Annotated in this window: 20 protein-coding genes; 5 read left to right on the top strand and 15 right to left on the bottom strand. The window is 43.2% G+C overall.

Annotated elements, in window-relative coordinates:
- Positions 1-29 precede the first annotated feature (29 nt).
- Positions 30-548 carry a TPM domain-containing protein gene (locus FMM05_RS06855; RefSeq protein ID WP_143372601.1) on the bottom strand — a complete coding sequence of 173 codons (519 nt, stop codon included), beginning with the start codon at positions 546-548 and terminating at the stop codon, positions 30-32.
- 85 nt (positions 549-633) lie between these two features.
- Positions 634-1,011, bottom strand: coding sequence for a VOC family protein (locus FMM05_RS06850; RefSeq protein ID WP_143372600.1), 378 nt, complete (start codon positions 1,009-1,011; stop codon positions 634-636).
- 137 nt (positions 1,012-1,148) lie between these two features.
- Between FMM05_RS06850 and FMM05_RS06845 the strand changes: the two genes are divergently transcribed.
- The gene (locus FMM05_RS06845; protein ID WP_143372599.1) at positions 1,149-2,501 is read left to right on the top strand and encodes a GAF domain-containing sensor histidine kinase; all 1,353 of its coding nucleotides are present in this window, start codon (positions 1,149-1,151) and stop codon (positions 2,499-2,501) included.
- A gap of 8 nt (positions 2,502-2,509) precedes the next feature.
- Here FMM05_RS06845 and FMM05_RS06840 read toward each other — a convergent pair whose 3' ends face one another.
- The 7 genes from FMM05_RS06840 to FMM05_RS06810 all read right to left on the bottom strand — a co-directional run bounded on the left by FMM05_RS06840 (position 2,510) and on the right by FMM05_RS06810 (position 10,583).
- A complete protein-coding gene (locus FMM05_RS06840) occupies positions 2,510-2,953 on the bottom strand; it encodes a hypothetical protein (protein WP_143372598.1) in 444 nt (147 codons plus the stop codon).
- A gap of 229 nt (positions 2,954-3,182) precedes the next feature.
- Entirely contained in the window at positions 3,183-3,611 is a 429-nt protein-coding gene (locus FMM05_RS06835; protein WP_143372597.1) for a DUF6896 domain-containing protein, read from the bottom strand.
- A complete protein-coding gene (gene uvrB, locus FMM05_RS06830; RefSeq protein ID WP_143372596.1) occupies positions 3,611-5,596 on the bottom strand; it encodes an excinuclease ABC subunit UvrB in 1,986 nt (661 codons plus the stop codon). Before uvrB ends, FMM05_RS06835 begins: the two co-directional genes overlap by 1 nt.
- Before the next feature lie 571 nt (positions 5,597-6,167).
- Positions 6,168-7,535: an alginate export family protein gene (locus FMM05_RS06825; RefSeq protein WP_143372595.1), complete on the bottom strand. Its 1,368-nt coding sequence runs from the start codon at positions 7,533-7,535 to the stop codon at positions 6,168-6,170.
- Positions 7,532-7,972, bottom strand: a complete 441-nt coding sequence (locus FMM05_RS06820; RefSeq protein ID WP_143372594.1) for a DoxX family protein — start codon at positions 7,970-7,972, stop codon at positions 7,532-7,534. The genes FMM05_RS06825 and FMM05_RS06820 overlap by 4 nt, the downstream gene beginning before the upstream one ends.
- Before the next feature lie 2 nt (positions 7,973-7,974).
- Positions 7,975-9,792 carry an amidohydrolase gene (locus FMM05_RS06815; RefSeq protein WP_143372593.1) on the bottom strand — a complete coding sequence of 606 codons (1,818 nt, stop codon included), beginning with the start codon at positions 9,790-9,792 and terminating at the stop codon, positions 7,975-7,977.
- A gap of 107 nt (positions 9,793-9,899) precedes the next feature.
- Entirely contained in the window at positions 9,900-10,583 is a 684-nt protein-coding gene (locus FMM05_RS06810; protein WP_143372592.1) for a hydrolase, read from the bottom strand.
- A 752-nt stretch (positions 10,584-11,335) separates the two neighbouring features.
- Here FMM05_RS06810 and cobA point away from each other — a divergent pair.
- From cobA to FMM05_RS06790, 4 genes are all read left to right on the top strand, one after another.
- The gene (cobA, locus tag FMM05_RS06805) at positions 11,336-12,151 is read left to right on the top strand and encodes a uroporphyrinogen-III C-methyltransferase (protein ID WP_143372591.1); all 816 of its coding nucleotides are present in this window, start codon (positions 11,336-11,338) and stop codon (positions 12,149-12,151) included.
- A complete protein-coding gene (locus FMM05_RS06800) occupies positions 12,141-13,838 on the top strand; it encodes a diflavin oxidoreductase (RefSeq protein ID WP_185965523.1) in 1,698 nt (565 codons plus the stop codon). Before cobA ends, FMM05_RS06800 begins: the two co-directional genes overlap by 11 nt.
- Before the next feature lie 67 nt (positions 13,839-13,905).
- Positions 13,906-15,555: an NADPH-dependent assimilatory sulfite reductase hemoprotein subunit gene (locus tag FMM05_RS06795; protein ID WP_143372589.1), complete on the top strand. Its 1,650-nt coding sequence runs from the start codon at positions 13,906-13,908 to the stop codon at positions 15,553-15,555.
- Between the two features lie 90 nt (positions 15,556-15,645).
- Positions 15,646-16,374, top strand: coding sequence for a precorrin-2 dehydrogenase/sirohydrochlorin ferrochelatase family protein (locus FMM05_RS06790; protein WP_143372588.1), 729 nt, complete (start codon positions 15,646-15,648; stop codon positions 16,372-16,374).
- A gap of 11 nt (positions 16,375-16,385) precedes the next feature.
- On the opposite strand, the gene FMM05_RS06785 is transcribed toward FMM05_RS06790, so the two are convergent.
- The 6 genes from FMM05_RS06785 to leuD form a co-directional block, all read right to left on the bottom strand.
- A complete protein-coding gene (locus tag FMM05_RS06785) occupies positions 16,386-17,069 on the bottom strand; it encodes a response regulator transcription factor (RefSeq protein WP_143372587.1) in 684 nt (227 codons plus the stop codon).
- Positions 17,062-18,471, bottom strand: a complete 1,410-nt coding sequence (locus FMM05_RS06780; RefSeq protein WP_143372586.1) for a sensor histidine kinase — start codon at positions 18,469-18,471, stop codon at positions 17,062-17,064. The genes FMM05_RS06785 and FMM05_RS06780 overlap by 8 nt, the downstream gene beginning before the upstream one ends.
- 47 nt (positions 18,472-18,518) lie before the next feature.
- Positions 18,519-18,920, bottom strand: coding sequence for a hypothetical protein (locus FMM05_RS06775; protein ID WP_143372585.1), 402 nt, complete (start codon positions 18,918-18,920; stop codon positions 18,519-18,521).
- Positions 18,921-19,424: 504 nt separating this feature from the next.
- Positions 19,425-20,288: a branched-chain amino acid transaminase gene (locus tag FMM05_RS06770; RefSeq protein ID WP_143372584.1), complete on the bottom strand. Its 864-nt coding sequence runs from the start codon at positions 20,286-20,288 to the stop codon at positions 19,425-19,427.
- On the bottom strand, positions 20,288-21,400 hold the full coding sequence (gene leuB, locus FMM05_RS06765; protein ID WP_143372583.1) for a 3-isopropylmalate dehydrogenase: 1,113 nt from the start codon (positions 21,398-21,400) through the stop codon (positions 20,288-20,290). Before leuB ends, FMM05_RS06770 begins: the two co-directional genes overlap by 1 nt.
- 2 nt (positions 21,401-21,402) lie before the next feature.
- On the bottom strand, positions 21,403-21,990 hold the full coding sequence (gene leuD, locus FMM05_RS06760) for a 3-isopropylmalate dehydratase small subunit (protein ID WP_143372582.1): 588 nt from the start codon (positions 21,988-21,990) through the stop codon (positions 21,403-21,405).
- Position 21,991 lies beyond the last annotated feature (1 nt).

Here is a 21,991-nt window from a genome sequence, read left to right as displayed (position 1 = left end):
GGGAACAGCTATTCTAAAACGTCTTTCAACTACTTATCAGTAACCGGTTTTTCCAAATGCTTTAGCTGTTTGCTGATTGCCATAATACCGTTAGACGTAGCCTCATAATAGTTGTTTTTTTGAAACTCCGGTACAAAAACATTGTTAATTATGTCCTTAGTTTCGGCATCGCTAATGGTTTCTTTTATTTTGTTGCCGTTTTGTATGCGCATGCGGTGCATCCCTTTAGATATGGCTATAAGTATAGAATTATCAACCACTTTTTTTGGTGCAAGCCATTGTGTGGCAATGTCAACTGTGATTTGATCAAGTCCTTTAGGCGAATTTAATGTTACGATGATAATGCTTACCCCGGTCTTTTTTTCATAAGCTGTAACCATTTCTATAAGCGCCAGTTCCTGGTTATCGGTAAAAATATCCTCGTAATCGGTTACCCATTTATCCGGCTTGGGGAACGCTTCCCAAAAAGGTTTTTCGGTTGATTGTGCAAAAATGGTAAGAGTAAAAAAGAACAATAGTAAGGACAGCAGTTGCTTGTGTAGTTTCATGTAGTTTAAATAGATTGCAAAAGTAATGAAATGATAAACTACATTTTACGGTTATTATTGTAAATCAGGCGTAGCGATTGCCAACTTACCTTGCATCGGCATCTACCTCAAAGATACCGAATACATTATTGTCAACATCTAAAAAATAACCCTGCCAGCACCTGCCCGGTACGGCAAATTTAGGCATGGCTACTTGTCCGCCATTATCCATTATAATCTGTGCTGTGGCATCAAAATTTTCTACTTGTATAGAGCAGGTAAAGGCGTTGGTACCCGTACCCATAGGGGGAGGCGGCACAGGGCGCTTTAATACACCGCCATACATGCCCGGCGTTTCTATGCGATAATATTCTATGGGAAAGTATTCCTCCTTTACAAAATCCCAGTTAAAGGCGGCGCGGTAAAAAGCTACGGCTTTAGGTACATCAGTAGCCTGAATTTCAAAGTAAGCAACAGTATTCATGATCGGATATTTGTAGTATTAAATATAATAAATTTTAATAAAATAGGTGTTAAGTTATAAGCCAAGTTAACATTTAGTTGGTAATTATAATTTAAATAAACACCTATATTTAGCCAAAATTTAATGATCACATAAGAATGGTTACAGCTAATTTAACTGAAGAAAGGGAACGGTTATTAAATTTAAGGAGTTTCGGTATACTGGATACCTTTTCGGAAACTGATTATGACGATATAACAAAGATGGCTTCGATAATTTGTGAGGCTCCCATTGCACTAATAAGTTTTGTAGACCAGGACAGGCAATGGTTCAAGTCGGCGCGCGGACTGTCCGTTAGCGAAACCGCCCGTGAGCATTCATTTTGCTCGCACGCCATACAAACAAAACATCAGCCGTTTATTGTAGAAGATTCGAGAATTGATATACGTTTTAAAGATAACCCGCTTGTAACGGGCGACCCCAACATTGTTTTTTATGCGGGTATACCGCTGGTTAGCGATGACGGCTTTGGGCTGGGCACCGTTTGTATTATTGATACTAAACCACGTGTGCTTACTAGCGATCAGCTTGACGCACTGCAAATACTATCGCGCCAGACTATTACGTTGCTTAACCTAAGGAAAACCAACAAGCGGCTTGCACAGGCTACAAAAGAGCTGGAGCATAAAAATTTTGAGCTTGATGTATATGGTAAAGGCCTTGAAAAACAGCTTGAAGAGCATATGTATGACAGGCTTAACGAAATTGAAGCCCAGAATGCCGAACTGGAACGCATGAATGAGGAGCTGCGCTCGTTTAGCTATATATCCAGTCATGATTTACAGGAGCCGCTGCGTAAAATACAGATATTTTGCTCTTTGATACTGGAAAAAGAATTCGGCAGCCTGTCTGGCCAGGGAAAGGAATATTTTACCAAGATACAAAAGAGTACATCGCGCATGAGCGCCCTTATACGCGACCTGCTGGCCTATTCCCGCACTACAAGTACCGACAGGGTTTTTGAAAGCATTTCGCTGCAAAAAGTGGTGCATGAAGTGGTAGCCGACCTAAATGAGGAAATCCAGCAAAAAGGTGCTGTGGTGGTTTGCAACTGCGAGGCAGAGATTAGTGTGATACCGTTTCAGTTTACGCAGTTACTTTATAACTTGTTCTCTAATGCCTTAAAATTTAGCAGGGAAGATGTTTCGCCGGTTATAAACATTACTACCGGCTACAATACCGGCCGTGAATTTGGCATTGCAGAATTACAAAAAAATATGGGTTACACGCGCATTAGCGTATCCGACAACGGGATGGGGTTTAATAACAAGTATAGCGAAAAGATTTTCAACCTTTTTCAGCGCCTGCATAGTACTGATGTGCAAATGGGTACCGGTATAGGCCTTACCATCGTTAAAAAGATCGTAAGCAACCACAACGGCTATATAAAAGCCAACGGTGCCGAGTTTAGCGGCGCGAACTTTAATATTTACTTGCCGGATAATTTATAACCGCGCGTTTACTTTAAATCTACAATTTTGCCAACCTTTTCCTTACTGATGTCAAACGTTACAGGTTCGCACTTGTTAAGAGGGGTGTTGCAGCCTTTTATAATGTTGCTTATAAACGATTGTACATCGAGCACGTTAAAGACCTTATTGTAAATTTTCATTTCGAGTTTGGCAACATCTATAATGGCAAGCTGTTGCACGGTGCCTACAAAAATTTTGCGTTTCCATAGGGGCAGGGCAACCTTTTTACCATCAGGTTCCCAAACGGGAGGGCCGCCACACCAGCCGCCAAGCTTAATGCTTTTACCGTTAGGAAAATGTAAAAAACACTGTCCGTTTAGCGGAGCGCCAATGGCCATTTCTTCAAGGTCATTGTAGGTTATGGTATGTGTATGATCTGGGGAGGGGTATGCCGCCTCAAAATTCCACGGATTAATATTTGTATTGCTCATAATGTTAAACCTTCTGCCTGAAGTGCTTAAATTTATTTTCTCAATTTCACAGCCCGTAAAAATACATCTTTTAGGCTTTTCATCATCATTTGGAGCCCCGAAATTATCGACAGTCGAAAATTTTCGGAATATTTTCCAACCAAACCACGTAAAGATAACGTTGTATCTGGTTGAAGTTTTGGTTATTCAAGTATAGCAAAAATGTAGCCAAACTTAGCTATAAATATTCTTAAATAGTATCTTTAAAAAAATACAAATGCGTTGAATCTAACAATGATTTAGCAATAATTCCATTGTTAATGAGCTCTTTAAATTCTGCTTCAAGCTTATTGTTATCTAAATATTCAGGATATTTATTGCGTTGGTTGCTAATAAAGATAGATAGCCGCCAAAGGTCGAAACCATCATGTCTCGGCTCCGGAAAGAATGCAAAATCAAAATCTATTACTTTATCTTTAAAATGAACTTCTAAGCCACTACCGTGAAAAGCATAGCGGTAAATGCCATTTTCAATCAATTTACCTACTCGTGGATAATTTTTTTGGCGTCGGCCGTGTAAAATATCACCAGTACCAAACTTTTCTTTAAATATGGTTACCGCCGTATCGGCTCCCGCTTGGTATTCCTTAATAATATCAACTAATGTATATTCTGCCATTAAACCTTCTCCTGCAACGCTTTAATCTCGTCCCTTAGTTTCGCAGCCTGTAAAAAGTCCAGCTCTTTGGCGGCTTTTTCCATGTTTTTGCGCTTATCGCGGATGATCTTTTCTATATCGCCTTTGGCCATGTAGGTAACATCGGGTTCGGCGGCAATTTTAGGGGCATGCTCCAGCTTGTAGGCGTTGCTTTTGCCAAGGGTGTTTTTCTCAATTTTTTTGTTAAGCGCCATAGGCACCTTGCCATGCTCTATGTTGTAGTTGTGCTGCTTTTCGCGTTTATAAATAGTTTCATCTATAGTGCGTTGCATGCTGTCGGTTATTTTATCGGCATACATAATGGCCTTGCCGTTAACGTTACGTGCCGCACGCCCCACGGTTTGGGTAAGCGAACGGTTGCTGCGCAAAAAGCCCTCTTTATCGGCATCTAAAATGGCAACTAAGGATACCTCGGGTAAATCGAGCCCTTCCCTAAGCAGGTTCACGCCAATAAGCACGTCAAACAGCCCTTTACGCAAATCCTGCATGATCTCTACACGCTCCAGCGTATCTACCTCACTGTGAATGTAACGGCAACGTATGGATACCTTGGTAAGGTATTTGGCAAGTTCCTCGGCCATACGTTTGGTAAGGGTGGTAACAAGGGTACGCTCATCCAGCTCTACACGCTGCTGGATTTCCTCTATTAGGTCGTCTATCTGGTTAAGGCTTGGGCGAATTTCTATAACAGGATCTAACAGGCCGGTAGGGCGAATAATTTGCTCTACATAAATACCGCCGCTTTTTTGCAGCTCGTAATCAGCCGGTGTCGCGCTAACATACACCACCTGGTTTTGCATGGCCTCAAACTCTTCAAACTTAAGCGGGCGGTTATCCATTGCTGCCGGCAGCCTGAAACCGTATTCCACAAGGTTTTCCTTACGGGATCGGTCGCCGCCATACATGGCATGCACCTGGCTCACGGTAACGTGGCTTTCATCTATCACCATTAAAAAGTCTTTTGGGAAATAATCCAGCAAACAGAACGGGCGCGTGCCCGGCAGCCTGCGGTCTAAATACCTCGAATAGTTCTCGATGCCCGAACAATAGCCCAGTTCGCGAATCATTTCCAGGTCAAAATTGGTACGCTCTTCAAGGCGTTTGGCCTCCAGGTGCTTACCAATTTCTTTAAAATAATCTACCTGCTTTACAAGGTCCTGCTGAATATCCCAAATGGCGCTTTGCAGCACATCGGGGCTTGTTACGAACATATTAGCCGGGTAAATATTTAGCCGGTTATACTTTTCTATAACTTTAGATGTAGCCTTATCAAAAGCCTCAATATCTTCTATCTCATCGCCAAAAAAGTGAATGCGGAACGGCTCATCGCCATAGCTTGGGAAAACCTCTACTGTATCGCCCTTAATGCGGAAGGTACCGGGGGTAAAGTCGGCCTCGGTGCGCGAATAAAGGCTTTGCACCAGTTGGTGCAGCAACTTGGTACGGCTTATAACCTGGTCTTTGTGAATAGACACCACGTTTTTTTGAAACTCTACCGGGTTACCGATACCGTACAAACATGAAACCGATGCCACCACAATGATATCCCTTCGCCCCGATAGGAGGGAGGAGGTGGTACTAAGGCGCATTTTTTCCAACTCCTCGTTGATGGAAAGGTCTTTTTCTATATAGGTTCCGCTAACGGGTATATAGGCTTCGGGCTGGTAGTAGTCGTAGTACGACACAAAATATTCTACCGCGTTATTGGGGAAGAACTGCTTGAACTCGCTGTACAGCTGTGCTGCTAGCGTTTTGTTGTGCGCCAGTACCAGTGTGGGTTTTTCTACCTGCTCTATAACATTGGCCATGGTAAATGTTTTACCCGACCCCGTAACACCCAACAGCGTTTGGAACGGTTCGCCCGACTGTATGCCTGCAACCAGTTGTTTTATAGCCTGCGGCTGATCGCCCGTAGGTTTATAATCCGATACTACGTTAAATTTCATTCTCTTAAGCTTTTATACAAAGATAGTAATAAGTAGTTAGTGTTCGGTCACAGTTAACAGTCAGTTAAGTGCTAATGTATTTACCTTTTTACCGATGCATAATTAAGCAACAACTATGCCCAATTGTATATTTTTAAGGAGCGTGAGGTATGGGTATTTGCATGAGGCCATATTCCCTGCTATCGCCTTTATCTCTTCGCTGCGCTAAGAGGATATTGGCTCTATCAGGGCTGGGAGTTATTCGTTTTCTTTTGTCTTGAAACAAAAGAAACAAAAATTCAAGGCTCTAACTTCTTATGCTACAAAATAGAAGTCTTGGCTAAATCATTTGAACTCGCTTGCGCTCAGACAGCAAATGATTTTTAACGCCTCAACTTCTATTTTGTTTAACGCAACGAAGTTTAATGCCTTAGCTTCACTCATACCGTCACTTCCATACAATTGGATATATCAACAGTGTAGTCAAATGAGTGTAGCTTCTCCCTCTCCTTCGGAGAGGGCTGGGGATTATAGAGTCTGCACACGATAGCCTTTGGAGAGGGGCCGGGGGTGAGGCCTGTTTTAATTATACCTAAAACTTTAATTGTGCCGTAAAAGCGGCATACAGGTAATCCTTGCCAGTACCTGCTTCTTTAAGGAAAGCACCTGCATCAAACCACGAACCTTCCAACACAAAAGAAAGGTAGGGGTTAGGATCATACTCAATGTTAGAACCCAACTGCGTGCCTATAAAACTTTTATTAGTACCCTGCCCGGAGTATAGCAGCTGCATGTTAGGCGCGTACAGGCCATCGTTAATGCTCCAACGCCAAAACATATCGTAGTCTATACCAAAGTTCAGGTTTTTGGTAAGTGCAAGGTCTAAAGACGGGTGAATGTCGTACAGGTTAGACGGGCCAATGAGCGCTACCAACCCAAAGTAAGCGCCACGTGGGTATAGTGGATTAAAAGTTTGTATACGGTTATCATCGGCATGTTTATCTCCCGAAATAAGCTCTGTCTTTAGCCCCAGCGTGGGCTGTAATTTTACATCCTGAAACGTATAACTGCTGTTAGACGAAAGGGTATATGCCCTTAAACTTGTACCGGCATGTTTACCGAACTGAAAAACAGCTTCAAAATCATAGTTCCAGCTGCCTTTGTTCTTCCATATTCGGGTGCCTATAGAGTGCCGTAACTCTCTTCCTTCGGTACCATCAAAATCCGAATTGCGTTTCCATAACCCTAAATAGTACAAGTCGACATTCTGAATGAACGGAACGTCATTAAACACGTTATAGCTGCCCCAAAGCTTGGCATTCTCGTTAAATTTATCATTAAAAGCACCAGGTACATTGGCTACAGGATGGGTGTAAAAAACATCGCTCTTAAAATTATCCTTATTTAAAAATACTTTAGCGCCATCAAACGCTAACCTGCTGTTAGGGCCTTCGCGAACGCCTATTAAACGCTGCGACCCGTACAGCATTTCCTGCCTGCCCACACGAACTGTAAGTTTGGTTTTCTGCTTGCCTAAAAGGTTTACATCTGCAAATACCTGGTGTATGTCGGCCGTATTTTCGTCTACCGGACTTGGATCGGGCAGGCTGTTGGCAAGGCTGCTCTGAAATTGAGCAAAAACCCTGAATCTATCCAGGTGAATATCGGTATGAAACAGATAGCGTGAGAGCAGGTAGCCATCTGCCGTGTCCGATTCATCGCCCCATTTGTTGTTTTTGGTTACAATGTACTGGTACCTTATATCGCCACCCACAGATGCATAATACGCGCTGTCTTGCCCCAGCGGTATGTATTTTATCTTGTTATAAGTGTTTCGGGTAGAGTCCGGCTCCAGGTAAAAAACATCATCATACCGCATCTTTTTAAAATCGGGCGTTTGCTGTGCCGATGCCGATATGCCTAATACGATAACGAGTAGCAGTATGACTGAGTTTTTCATGCGTCTTTGTTTAACTTATTGTAGATTAAATTATCTAAAGAATAGCGGCCTCCACCAAGCAGTACTATTAATAACAGCGATGTGGCATACATAAACGGCATGTCCCTAACCATAGGGTCGTCGTTAAAATGCATTAAAAAGTAACCTGTTGCTGTAACCGCTAATGCAGGAAGCGCCGCCACGCGGGTAAACAGCCCTATGATGATAAGGAAAGGCAGGTATACATTTGCAGCAATGGCAACAAAGTTATTAAGCGCATCGGGCAGGCCAATAGGGTTGGGAATAACCTCTGGCTGGGCGACGCCTATGCCTATTTTTTTGAGGCCGTGCACGTAAATAAGTTCTGATGCTATGGCTACCCTAAAAAAAAGTATCCCAAAGTTGTAAAGCCCCGACTTTAAGTCGGACTTTATTAAGTCTATGAAGATTCTTTTCATGGTTAGTTTTTTTGATAGCCGCCAAAGTAGTTAACAGGGCTCCATTCCGGCAGGGCCTTTGGTGTTGGTTTAGCAAAAGCACGGTACTCATCATCGGCATATACCACCTTGCCGTTAACTACTGTAAGTTTCGATTCTATCTTTAGGATGTTCTCTTCGGCAGTGGAAAAGTAATCGTCTGACAGGATAATAAAATCAGCCAGATAATCCGGTTTAAGCATCCCCCTGTCTTTTTCCAGGTTAATAAGCTGTGCACTGCCGTAAGTAAAGAGCTTAAGGGCAGTAGTACGATCGGCAATATTCTCGTCATTCATATATTTTAAGCCTCCCAAAGTTTTACCGGTAGTAAGCCAGTACAGGCCCACCCATGGGTTGTAGCTTGCCACACGTGTACCATCGGTACCCATGCCCACACGTATGCCCATATCCATGATCTTTTTAAGCGGAACCGTATTTGCAGCCGCCGTTTTACCGTAGCGTTTTATAAAAGCTTCGCCCTGGTAGGCCATCCTGTGTTGTATGGCAATACCGCCGTTAAGGGCTTTTATCCGTTGAAGATTTTCAACAGAAACTGTTTCGGAATGGTCAAAAAACCAAAGCAGGCCGTTAAGCGGGGTTTCTTTATTTATATCTTCAATCACATTTAAAAAGCGGCTAACGCTTTCATTATACGTGGCGTGTATCCTAAAAGGCCACCTGTTTTTTATTAGTAACGATAATACCTGTTTAAGCTGACCTTCCATAGCGGGGCTAAGTTCCGGCCTTGGCTCATCAAAATTTTCAAAGTCACCGGCACTCATCACAAGGTTTTCGCCGCCGCCCTGTACGTGGTATTCCATTTTAGGCATCTTGCCGAATTTCTTAGTACCATCCTGAGGTACATCGCAACCCGCGCCAACTTCTACACTGCTTATCCAGCGGGTGTAATCGGCCAGTTCACTGCCTGCCTTCTGGGCAAAAAGATAGTAAGGCATGCGTATGGTAAGCTCGTTGTTTTGGCACAGGTTATTGGTAACGCCGTAATCATCAGGGAAATTTTGGAAACCACCACCGGCATCCATAATGGCGGTAACACCCAGGCGGTTCATTTCTGTCATGAACTGTTTTGTAGAGTTTACTTTCTCTTCAAGGGTAAGCTCCGGCAGTTTAGAGAGGGTAGAGTACAATATAAAAGCGTTAGGCTCTGCCACCAGTAGCCCGGTAGGGTTGCCGTTTATGTCCCTCTCTACAAGGCCGCCTGCAGGGTTAGGGGTATTGGCATCTATATTAAGTGCTTTAATACCTGCTTTGTTAAGGTAAGCATGGCCGTAAAGGTGTAAAACAAAAGCAGGTACATCGCCTGTGGCCTCGTTGATCTCCTCCAGTGTTGGGAGCCTCTTTTCTTCAAACTGGTAGGCGTTCCAGCCGCCTACAACGCGCACCCACTGGCCTTTTGGGGTTCTTTGTGCCTGCTCCTTTAGCATGGCCAGCGCCCTTTTTAGTGAGCGCACGCCATCCCACCTGAGTTCGGTATTAAAAAAACGCCCACCACGGATGATGTGCATGTGCGAATCAAACAATCCCGGTACCACCACTTTGCCTTTGGCATCTATTACCTGGGTGTTTTTTGCCTTTAGTTTAAGGATATCGCTGCTCTTGCCTGTTTTTATCACTTTGCCATTGGCAACTGCCATGGCTTCGGTTACGGTGTTATTTTCATCGAGCGTATGGATTTTTGCATTGTGAACAATCAGGGTAGGTGCAACTTTAGATTGCGCAAAACTACCGGTACACAATAAAAGCAAAAATGTAAGTATTGAGTTGTGAATTGGAATTTTCATAATTGAGGGGATTTTGTTGGTAAACTCAAAGTCCGAAAGTGAAAAGTTGGCTGTTTTTTGCCAACCTTTCACCGGACTAAAAACTAAATTAACATGGCTAACGAATATTAATGTTTAACCATTTCCCTTGCGTACTGAACACCAATACCATAAGCGCCGCCGTATTTTACAACAAGGTCGTTTACAGGCTTGTAGGTTTCTTTACGAGCCCAGTCGCGTTGTAGCTCCAAAAGGTACTGTAAAGAGGTCATTGGGTGTGCACCGGCCTGTATCATACGGGCTATAGCCATTTCATGGGCTTCTTTGCTAACATCACCACAAGCATCGCTAATAAAGTATACATCATACCCTTCACTAATTGCCGATAGTGCCGGTCCAACAATGCAAACGCCTGTCCATAAACCACCTAACACAATTTTTTTCTTGCCTTCGGCAACAATAGCTTTGTAGGCAGCGGCATCTTCCCAGGTATTCATAGTAGTCCTGTCTATGTAGGTAGAGGTTGGGTAAAGCTCCTGAACCTCAGGGAATACCGGGCCACTGAAGGATTTCTCGGCTACAGTAGTTACAATAGTTGCTACGTTAAAGATTTTAGAAGCACCTGCTACAAGAGCCGTGTTGTTACGCAGCTGATCTATTGGTATGCTGGCAGTTGGGAATGTCATTTGCCCTTCGTAATCGATAAGGATCAGGGTGTGGTTGGTAGGTGTTAAAAGTGATGGCGATGGTTTTTGAGCAAATGCCGTTACTGTTGTAAGTAGTAGTGTTGCTGTTAAGAAAAGATTTTTCATGATAACTAAATTTTGTGATTAATAATGATTATTTGATTTTTATTTGATACTTGTAATTTCTTTTGTCTAATTTTTATAGTACAAAGTTGTGATATCCTAAAACTCTATACATTGAACTGGAACAAGAAAGCACAACCGCTTGTTTTTCCCGGTTCATGTAATAACCAAAATAAAGCCTGTTTTGTAACTGTTTGATTTTTAACATTTTAAATAATTTAGTTTTTAAATTTTTCACGATATATCGTTGTTTTTAAATTTGTAGACTAAATCAAGTTGGTAACATGCGGGTGCGGGAGAGATTTACCCTTTTTTAAGTTTATCTATAATTTTTTTAGGTAGAATGTATATCCAATTAAAAAACTCACTATGTTTGCAGTATCTCAACAGATAAAAACATGCAATTTCAATCTACATCATGTACCGTATGCTGCTGCCCAACCAAGGGGAGTACATTTGCTGTGGTATAAATTGTAGATATTATAATATATATTTTAAGCGAAGACTCCCCGGTAACCCCCGGGGAGTTTTTTGTTTTACAACGTTTCTAAAAAATTAACAATGAACACAGTAACAAACATATTTACAATAACATCGGCAGCATTATGCATGTGCATGGCTTGTTGTTTGCAAAATTTTGCAAGAGGACGCCCTGTATGCTGCTGTTACTAACTAACTCACTTATACATGCCTAAAGCCCTCTTGTTAACTCAAGGGGGCTTTTTTTATTCAACAAAATTTAAAATACACACAAAATGAATATAGATTTTAAAGGAAAAGTAATACTTGCCGGCGCCGGGCCCGGCGACCCCGACCTGATAAGCGTTAAAGCGCTGAGGTACATACAAACTGCCGATGTTATCCTGACCGACAGGCTCGTATCGCCCGTGCTGATTAGTGATAATGCCCGCCCTGATGCTCAGGTAATTTATGTAGGCAAGCAATGCTCGCGCGGCATACATACCCCCCAGGAAGACATCAATGCTTTAATGACAGAGCTGGCCGTGCAGGGTAAGCTGGTGCTGCGGTTAAAGGGTGGCGATGCATCATTGTTCTCTAATGTTTTAGATGAGCTGGAAGTGCTAAAAGCCGGCAACATACCTTATGAAATTATACCGGGAATATCGGCGGCATTTGGGGCTGCGGCCTATGCTGCGATACCATTAACCGCCCGCGAGCATTCGCGCGGGGTACGGTTTTTAACCTTGTTCGACCTCAAATCGGTTAGCGTAAACCAGTGGCGCGACTGGGCAGAAACCGATGATACGCTTGTTTACTACATGAGCGGGCAAAAGCTGGTTACCCTGGCGCAAAAGCTGGTGGCTTTTGGTATAGACGATAGTAAGGGCATTGCGGTAATACAACAGGCTACAACGCCCAACCAAAAATCGAGTGTATTTACCTTCAGGGAGTTGCGAGATAAAGGCCTGCCGGGGTTTGAGTACGTGCCCACCCTTATAATTATAGGCAATGTGGTAAACCTGCACAAGCAGTATGCCTGGTTTAAGGAGGGCGATACTACGGCTTCTTATTTTGATAACCATAAATCTACCTACCAAAATGCTATCTGAAAACAAACTACAACTGTTGCAGCAACTGGTGCACAATGCCTCTAAAGAAGAGATAATATGGGCCAAAGGCTACCTTGCAGGCTATCTTGATGCTGCTAATGTACCTATAAACATATCGGTTACGCCTGCTGCCATCGCAGTAAAGCCAACCATATTGTATGGTACCGAGACTGGTAATTCTAAAAAAGTAGCATCGCAGTTGCTGGCAAACTTTAAAAAGAACAAGGTACAGGCTAAGGCTGCCGATGTTTTTCAGTACGATATTGCTAAGCTTGAGAAAGAAACCCATGCCCTGTTTGTAATGAGCACGCAGGGCGAGGGGGAGTTCCCTCAAAATGCCGTAGCCTTTTATGAGAAGTTACAGGCATCTAAGCCCAGCCTAAGCCACCTTAAGTATGCTGTATTAGGCCTGGGCGATACCTCATACCCCTTGTTTTGCTATGCCGGTGAGTTGCTTGATGAAGCCCTTGCCCAACTGGGCGCACAACGCATTTTGCCCTTGGTTAAAGCCGATGTTGATTATGCCGAACCCGTAAATCATTGGGAAAAAAGCCTGCACGATCATTTGGCAAACGCTGTAAATCCATCAACTGGAGTAGCTGTTGCAAAGCCTTCGGCACCGGCTTCAAATAAGAAAAATTACAGCGGGGTCATAACCCATAAGGTAGTATTGAACGACAGGGGTTCTAACAAGGAAACCTACCATATTGAAATTACTGCCGATGATACGGTAGATTACGAACCCGGAGATGCACTTGGCATTTTTGCAAGGAACGATGCACATACTGTAAACCAGGTGCTGGCTTACTTTAAGGAAGAGGGCAGCAGGCATATCTCAATTAAAGATAAATCGCAGTCGGTATCCAATTGGCTGGCAGAACGCAATATAAAAGGACTAAGCAAACGCAGCATTGGCCAGGTTGCAGAATTGTTACTGGTTACTTATGAGGCAGAAAAGGCCGACCTGCTTGACATCCTTGCCGTAGCCGTAATTCCTGCACAGGTTTCTATCGATGACCTTATTGGGGTATTACTGCCTATTGCACCGCGCCTGTACTCCATTTCGTCTTCTGCGGAAGCGCACGACGGGCAGGTGCACCTAACCGTTACGTTAGACACGTTTACAGCGAATAATACCCAAAAAACCGGCCTCGCATCGCACTTTTTGGCACATTACCCCATTGGTACGGCTATCAACTTCTACATTCATAAAAACACGCATTTCCGCCTCCCGACAAATGATACCGATATTATAATGATAGGCCCCGGTACAGGTATAGCGCCCTTTAGGAGTTTCCTGTCGTACCGCGACGCCACCGGGGCAGGGGGCAGGAACTGGCTGTTTTTTGGCGAACAGTATTTTGTGCTCGACTTTTATTACCAAACCGAGATTCAGGAATGGATAACTACTGCGGTGCTTACTAAGTTAGATGTTGCGTTCTCGCGCGACCAACAGGATAAAATTTACGTTCAGGACCGTATTAGGGAGAATGCCGGCCAGTTTAACGAGTGGCTACAAAACGGTGCAAGCCTTTACATCTGCGGGCAAAGACACCCTATGGGCACCGATGTAGAGAATACCATAATAGAGGTAATTGCCGCAGCCCGTGGCCTTAGCCCTGATGCCGCCCGGGAGGTGCTGAATGAACTTGAGGAGCAGGGCAGGTACCAAAAGGATGTGTATTAGGGATTTAAGATTGAAAAATTTAAGATTGAAAGATTGAAAAAAGCATTAAGATTTAAAAATTGAAACAATGAGTGAGAAATTATCGCACGTAGAAACTATAAAAACCAACAGCGATGGCCTTCGTGGTACGCTAAAAGAGAGCCTTAACGATAACCATACCGGCGGCCTGCGTGCCGATGATGAGGTGTTGGTTAAATTTCACGGTATGTACGTTCAGGATGATCGCGACCGCCGTGCTGAGCGTGCCGAAAAAAAGCTGGATAAGCTGTACAGTTTTATGCTTAGGCTTCGCATTCCCGGTGGTACTATTACCGCACCGCAATGGCTGGCAGCCCACAGCATATCAGAGCAATATGGTACAGGTACCCTAAAAATTACTACCCGCCAAACACTGCAGCTGCACGGCCTGTTAAAGCACCAGTTGCGCCCTACCATACAGGCATTTAACCTTGCCGAACTGGACTCTATAGCCGCCTGTGGCGATGTTAACCGTAACGTGATTACAAGTGCGCACCCGCAGGTATCGCCGCTGCACCAGCAGGTGTATGGGTATGCCGATAAGATATCGGCACTGTTGCTGCCTAAAACGCAGTCGTATTACGAAATTTGGATTGATGGCGAAAAGATATATGAACGCTCGCAGGAGGCCGACCCGCTGTATGAAGACCGCTACCTGCCACGCAAGTTTAAGATAGCCGTTGCCATACCGCCCAGTAATGACGTTGATGTTTTTGCTAACGACCTGGGCCTTATTGCCATAATAAAAAACAATGAACTTAAGGGTTTTAACATCGTAGTGGGTGGGGGCATGGCTACCACGCATGGCAACCCCGATACCTATTCGCGCCTGGGTACCATATTAGGCTTTACCGATACCGAGGAGAAAACCTTAAAGGCTGTTTATGAAGTAGCTACCATACAGCGGGATTTTGGCAACAGGAGCGACAGGAAATTTTCGCGCCTAAAGTACACCATTGATAAGATGACGGTTGAAGGCTTTAGAGATGAGCTGGAACGCCGCATTGGCTTTACACTGTTGCCTGAACAGCCTTATGAATTTACAGAGCGCACCGACCGTTACGGCTGGCAGCAAAACTATGAGGGCAAGTGGTATTACACCCTGTTTGTAGAAAATGGCGTGATAAAGCCTTACCAAAAGCAACTGCTGTATGAGGTTGCAAAGCTAAATGCTTCTAACTTTATATTTACAGGCAACCAAAACCTTATTTTAGGGGAGATAAACGCTGAAAATAAGCCTGTTATACAATCACTTATTTCCAAATACAGCATTGAGGATAAGGATAGTGCCCTGCGTAAAAACTCGATGGCCTGTGTGGCGTTGCCTACGTGTCCGCTTGCTTTGGCAGAGGCGCAACGCTACCTGCCGGAACTGGTTACCAAAATTGAGCCGTATTTAGAGAAATACAACCTTGAAAATGAGGAGATCGTAATACGCATGACGGGCTGCCCCAACGGTTGTGGCCGCCCTTATGTAGCCGAGCTTGGTTTTGTGGGTACTGCGCCCGGCCAGTATAATTTTATGTTAGGTGGCGATCGTTTTGGCGAAAGGCTTAACAAGGTTTATAAGGAAAAATTAAATGAAGAAGAAATTTTATCGGAAGTAGATAACCTCCTTAACTTATATGTAAACGAACGTACCCCCGGCGAAACACTGGGCGACTTTGGTAACCGTAAATTTTTTGTACAGAACAACTAAAATATACCGGTTGGTATATTTTAAACAAGCATTTTAAGCAAAAATATATTTTATACCGACCGGTATATTTTTTTACCTAAAAATACAGCCATGAATAACACATTATTCCCCGTTTTTTTAAAAACTGAGACCGCCAGATTCTTAATTGTGGGTGGTGGTAACGTTGGGCTCGAAAAAACGCAGACACTTTTGCGGCAAAATCCGGATGTGAGTATCACAATCGTGTCGATTTCTATTTTACCGGAGCTAAAAAAGGTGGTAACTCAACATCCAAAAGTGAAATATCAGGCAAAAAACTTTGAAGAAAGTGATGTGATCAATGCCGATTTTGTAATTGCCGCCACTAACGATAAAGAGCTTAATACAGCCATAAAAACCTGCGCAAACAGCCGTAACATCCTTGTAAATGCCGCCGACCAGCCCCAATTGTGCGATTTTTACCTGGGTTCTATTGTAAACAAAGGCAGTTTAAAGATAGCCATATCAACCAATGGTAAGTCGCCCGTACTGGCGCGGCGCATGCGAGAGCATCTGGAAGAGGCTATACCTGAGGATATTAACGATAGTATTGACAGCCTTAATGCGTTTAGGAACAGCCATAAAGGCAGCTTTCAGGAAAAGCTGGCCGATCTTAACCGCATTACCCAAAACCTTTCGGCAACGTCTCCAGCTTATATAAATAAGCTCAATTACAGGTATTTAGGTTTAGAAGTGTTGGTAATGCTTATTGTGTTCGTGGCAGGATACGGGCTTTCTACTGTACTGTCTTTTACTGCTTTATTGGGTTATGTGCAAAATATTCCTATTGGTTTTAAATAGTTGTATATCAATCACCTAACTGTCATTTTATAGCCTTTGCCACGTATGTTTAATATGGCAATGGAGTCGTCATCTGCAAAATGTTTCCTCAGCTTGGTTATAAAAACATCCATGCTTCGGGCGTTAAAAAAGGTATCATCACCCCACAGCTCTATAAGTACCTTTTGACGTTCTACGAGTGCGTTCTTATTGGTTATCAGGCGATAAAGCACCTCATTTTCAAGATTAGTAAGCGTAATTTTTTTACTCTCGCTGCTTAGTTCCATCAGCGGGTAGTTAAAAGTGTATTTGCCAATGGTAAAGACAGGGATGGCCTCAGGGGCTTTAGGCGCGCGGTTAAGCAAGGCGTTTATCCTAACGATAAGTTCCTCAATACTAAAGGGTTTCTTAAGGTAATCGTTGCCGCCAATCTCAAAACCTTTAATAACATCCTGAGTTAATGACCTTGCTGTTAAGAAGATAACCGGTATTGATTGATCTTTTTTCCTTACCTCGTTTACAAACGTGTAGCCGTCTATACCGGGCGTCATGATATCAACCACGCAAATGCTGTAACTATTGTTGTTAAAGGCATCCAGCGCTTTGCGGCCGTCCTGCTGCCAGTCTACTGTAAAACCGCTCTTTACAAGTGAATCGCGGGTTATGGTGCCTATGGTACCTTCGTCTTCCAGGTAAAGTACTTTTACGTTATTCATTGGTAAGGGGTATGGTTATTTCAAATGTTGTCCCAATTTTTTCTCGTGTATTTACAAGGCTTATCCTGCCCTTGTGCAGGCGGATAACCTCATGTATGTAGCTAAGCCCCAGGCCGTAGCCTTTAACGGTGTACACATCATTTTCTACCACCCTAAAGTAGGGCTTAAAGATCTCAGCCCCATATTTATTGGGTATGCCAATGCCTTTATCGCTAAAAATAATACGGGCAAAACTTCCCTGACGCATTAAATGTATCAAAATTACTGCATCGTCCTTAGAATATTTTATTGAGTTGTCTATCAGGTTTCTAAACACGTTACCCAGGTGCTCTTTGTCGGCATTTATAAAGATATCATTTACAGTAGATTCCACCGAAAGTGATACATTCCGGCTATCCAGAACCGTTTTCAGGCTCTTGGTAACCTCAGTCACAAAGCCCGGTAAATTAGTGTTTTCGAGGTTGAGGTGCATTTTACCGTCGCTCATTTTAGCATTATATAGTATAGAGTCGGTCATTTTAATGAGGCGGTTCAGGTCGGTTTTCATCATGCCCAGGTAGGAGAGCGTCATTTCCCTGTCGTCCAGGAAACCAAAATTCGTTAACGCCTCTATACCAGCTGATATACCCGCCATAGGCGTTTTAAATTCGTGTGTAAGATTATTAGTAAAATTATCTTTTTGCTGCATTAACCGCCTGCTTTTGTTTACGTTAACCATAAGAAAGATAACGGCGCTGATACAGATTATGAGGTACACCAGTGACAAAACAATTGATAGTATCATCTCCCTGATAACCACTACCGAAAGGCTGTTAAACTGCAATTGGTAATACTCGCGGCTGTTTGCTGCAGAATATACGGGAGCTGTCTCAGCATCAGGAAGAGCTGACCGTAAAGGATAATACTCTTTTGCTCCGTTAATAAAATGTAACACACTGAAGTTTAACCGTTGCATTGCCGTTTGCAAAGGGCTCTTCATGCTCTTGTAAACCCTTATCGCTTTATTTTCAGCGGGTTTGCTATTAGTGCTTTTTTGGGTTTGACTGACAGTATCTGCAATGCGCTTTGTAATTTCCTGAGATATTGAATCTTCGTCTTCCATACTAACCTGTATCTTAAGGGCTTTATTTTTCCTTAGCATCCGTATGAGCTCTAACGGTACGTTGCCAAGCGCAGGGTTATTTTCGGCATTAAGATCCATAAGCTGGTTTACAGCATCCCTGCGTTCCTGCTCGTACACCGTTTTTTCGAGTATGTTTTGTGCCTCGCCAATGATAATATCCTTTTTTTCCTGGTAAACACTGCACAGCCAATACATTTGGAAAACAGTAATAACAACTACCGCCAGGGTGACATAAATGCGAATTGCCTTACGGTTTTTCCAGAGGTTAATGCTTCTCATATAACAAAAATATAGAAATTCTTAGCTGCTTAGTGTTTAATGCAGCGTTATTTACCGCTTGTGGCGTCTATTTTAGCATCGTTCATAATGTTAAGCTCCAGTATTTTACCGTCGCCTGCTATTAAAAAGTCTACATTTTTGGGTTTGCCGTCAGCGTAATAAAATAATGCTTTAACCCGTGTGCCCATTTCTTCTTTGGCCTCGCTTTTTATCTCATACTTTATTGGAGCAGGAACTTGCTGTAATATCTGTGGTATAGCCAAAGCCTCTAAACCTTCGGGCAAGCCTTTTATAGTGTAGCCAATAGCGAGGTAGGGTTGCAGCGGATCGATCTTTTTTTGCTCAAAGGCCTGTTTAACAGCAGTTATCTGGATGTTATAATCGGGTTTTTCCTTATCGCTGCAGGATAGTAGAGCGAGTAGGAGGAGTAAAGGCAGTAGCTTTTTCATAAAATGATAGTTGTTGGTTGATAAATAAATGTAGTAAAATTCAGCGTTTTATAAACTGTTGTTTTTAAACATTCTTATACCCTGCAAGTTACCCTGCATAAACAATTGGTTGTGTTACGCATTGCTATGTTGTGTTAATTAGTGTTAAGATGAATTGTCGATCCTGAATTCCAAATAGTATACCTCTAAATTAACGAGTTAAATTCCAGTATTTTATGATGACAGAAATTGTAAACATCTCTGTATTTCGAAAACTATTAGCGAAATATTAGGGCATGCTCGTTTCTTGTCCCAGTTCAATGCCCATGTTTGAGATATGGAGCAAGTTTGTGGTGTTCGTGAGGGAACAATTTTACGCTTTGATTGATTGGTTGATTGATGTTAAAGGCTTTGCCGGTAATCCGTGCAGAGCCTTTTCTTTATAGTTGATACTGAAGTTTTAAATAGCAAAAAGGCTGCCTTCAGCAGGGCAGCCTTTTAAAAAAGAACAATTTTTAACTACTACTATCTTCTAACTTCCTCCTGGTAAGCGGTTAACAGCCTTTTGCCAAAGCTGCTGTTCCACTCCATAGGGAACGTATAATCATCTAACGATTTTATGCCGATAACCTCGGCAGCAGTGCCGGTAAAAAAGGCGCTATCAGCCTGCTTTACATCCTCTATAGTAAAGAGTTTTACCTCGGTACGGATGTTAAGTTGCTGTGCCAGATCTAATATAGTATTGCGTGTTATTCCCGGTAAAATATTACCTAACGGGCACGTATACAGGCATCCATCCTTTTCATAAAAAAAGTTGGCACCGGGGCCTTCGGCTACAAAACCGGCAGCATCCAGCATCAGGGCTTCATCAAACCCGTTTTGTTTGGCCTCTGTACTGGCGAGTATGGAGTTGATGTAATGCCCCACAGTCTTAGCCTCAACATGGCACGATTTAGGGTTGGGCCTTTGATAGGACGATGTACCCAGCCGCAGCAGGTTGTCGCCCAGGTATTTACCCCATTCCCACGCGCATAAAAACAGGTTGGTTTCTTCAACCGGCATGAGGGTCATATTAGGGCCCAGGTAAAACAACGGCCTTATATAGGCATTGGTAATATTATTTTTTTCGAGCAACTCATAACTCAGCGCAATAAGCTCTTCTACAGTATAATAGGTTTTAATGTGCATCAGCTTTGCCGAATCCAGCATCCGCTGATAATGCTCTTTAGCCTTAAATATCTTTACGCCATTGGGTGTATCATACGCTCTTATGCCTTCAAAAATACCATTACCGTAATGCATGGTCTGGTTATAAAGGCTGGTGTTTGCCTGCGCTGCAGGGATCCAGTTTCCGTTAAGGAAAACTATAGTGTTTTCGTTATAATACATTAAATTATGGTTGACTTGCCAATGCTCATGTTGCTGCTGTTGGTAAAAATTTCGTTGCCAAGTATCAGGCTTTCAATAAAATCGCCTACATCGCCGGTGGAATAAGTGCTTTCCGGGTCGATGTCCAGGGTGCAAAAATCCTGTTCGATACTTACAGCCACAGCGTTTTTAATGGCGTCGGCTTCTTCATACAGGTCAAAATGCTCTAACAACAAAGCAGCTGATAGTATGGATGCCACTGGGTTGGCAATGCCTTTTCCCGTTGCAGCAGGGTAGGAGCCGTGAATAGGTTCAAACAGGCTGTATTCATCGCCCACAGAGGCTGATGCTGCCAGCCCGATGCTTCCGCCAATTACACTGGCTTCATCTGATAGGATATCGCCAAACATATTTTCGGTAAGCATTACATCAAACTGTTTTGGGTTAAGGATAAGCTGCATAGCGGCGTTATCTACAAATAAAAAGTCGAGTGCCACGTCAGGGTATTCTTTGGCAATTTCGGTCACTATGCGCCTCCATAAGCGGGAGGTTTCCAGTACGTTAGCCTTATCTACCAGCGTAACTTTTTTGCGCCTGTTTTGTGCCGCTTTAAACGCCATGTGGGTAATCTGCTCTATTTCTTTAACAGAGTAGCTGCACACATCGGTAGCTACGGTTTTATCATCACTAAGAAATTTTTCGCCAAAGTAAATGCCGCCCGTAAGCTCCCTGTAAATGGCAATATCTACACCGGCTATCCTGTCGGCTTTAAGCGGTGATTGCGGTATAAGCTTATCATAAATAGTTATGGGCCTTATGTTTGCAAACAGCTGTAGCGCCTTACGGATGGCAAGCAACCCCTGCTCCGGCCTTATGGGCGCATCAGGGTTATTGTCATATTTAGGATGGCCTACCGCGCCTAACAATACCGCATCTGCCTCCCGGCAAATTTGCAGGGTAGATGCAGGCAATGCTTCGTTGTATTTATCTATAGCGCAGGCACCAAGCAGTGCCTCGGCAAAATCAAACCGGTGCCCGTATCGTGATGCAACGGCTTTTAATACTTTTACCGCTTCGTGGGTAACCTCCGGTCCTATACCGTCGCCGGCCAATACTGCTATCTTTAAGATCATAACTAACTTATTTTTTCTTCAAATTGTTTAATTGCGTCCCGCTTGCTCAGCAGGAAATCGATATCATCATAACCGTTAATAAGGCATACTTTTTTATACGGATTGATGTCGAAACCTTCTATATTTGCATCATCGCCAAAGCTTATGGTTTGCTCTTCCAGGTTAACCGTTACTTTTTCTGTAGGGTTAATTTCTAAAGCCTTAAAGAGTTTGCTTAAAAATTGCGGACTAACCTGCAAGGGTAGTAAACCGTTGTTGAGGCAGTTTTCCTTAAAAATATCGGCAAAATAGCTCGATACGATTACTTTAAACCCAAAGCCCGCGAGCGCCCATGCAGCATGCTCCCTGCTGGACCCACAGCCAAAGTTGTTGCCAGTAACCAGTATAGAACCCTTTTGCGACTGCTTGTTAAGGCTAAAATCAGGGTTAAGGATATCGCCGCTGCTGTACCTCCAGTCCCTGAAAAGGTTATTGCCAAAGCCATCCTTATCGGTAGATTTTAAAAACCTTGCGGGGATAATCTGGTCGGTATCAACGTTCTCAATATTAACCGTCATGGCCACATCGGTAAGTGTTGTGAACTTTTGCATA

This window comes from Flavobacterium zepuense, from assembly GCF_007097145.1.
Classification (GTDB): Bacteria; Bacteroidota; Bacteroidia; order Flavobacteriales; family Flavobacteriaceae; genus Flavobacterium; species Flavobacterium zepuense.
Note: the sequence above shows the minus strand (reverse complement) of the source record. Positions and strands in the feature narration are given on the sequence as shown.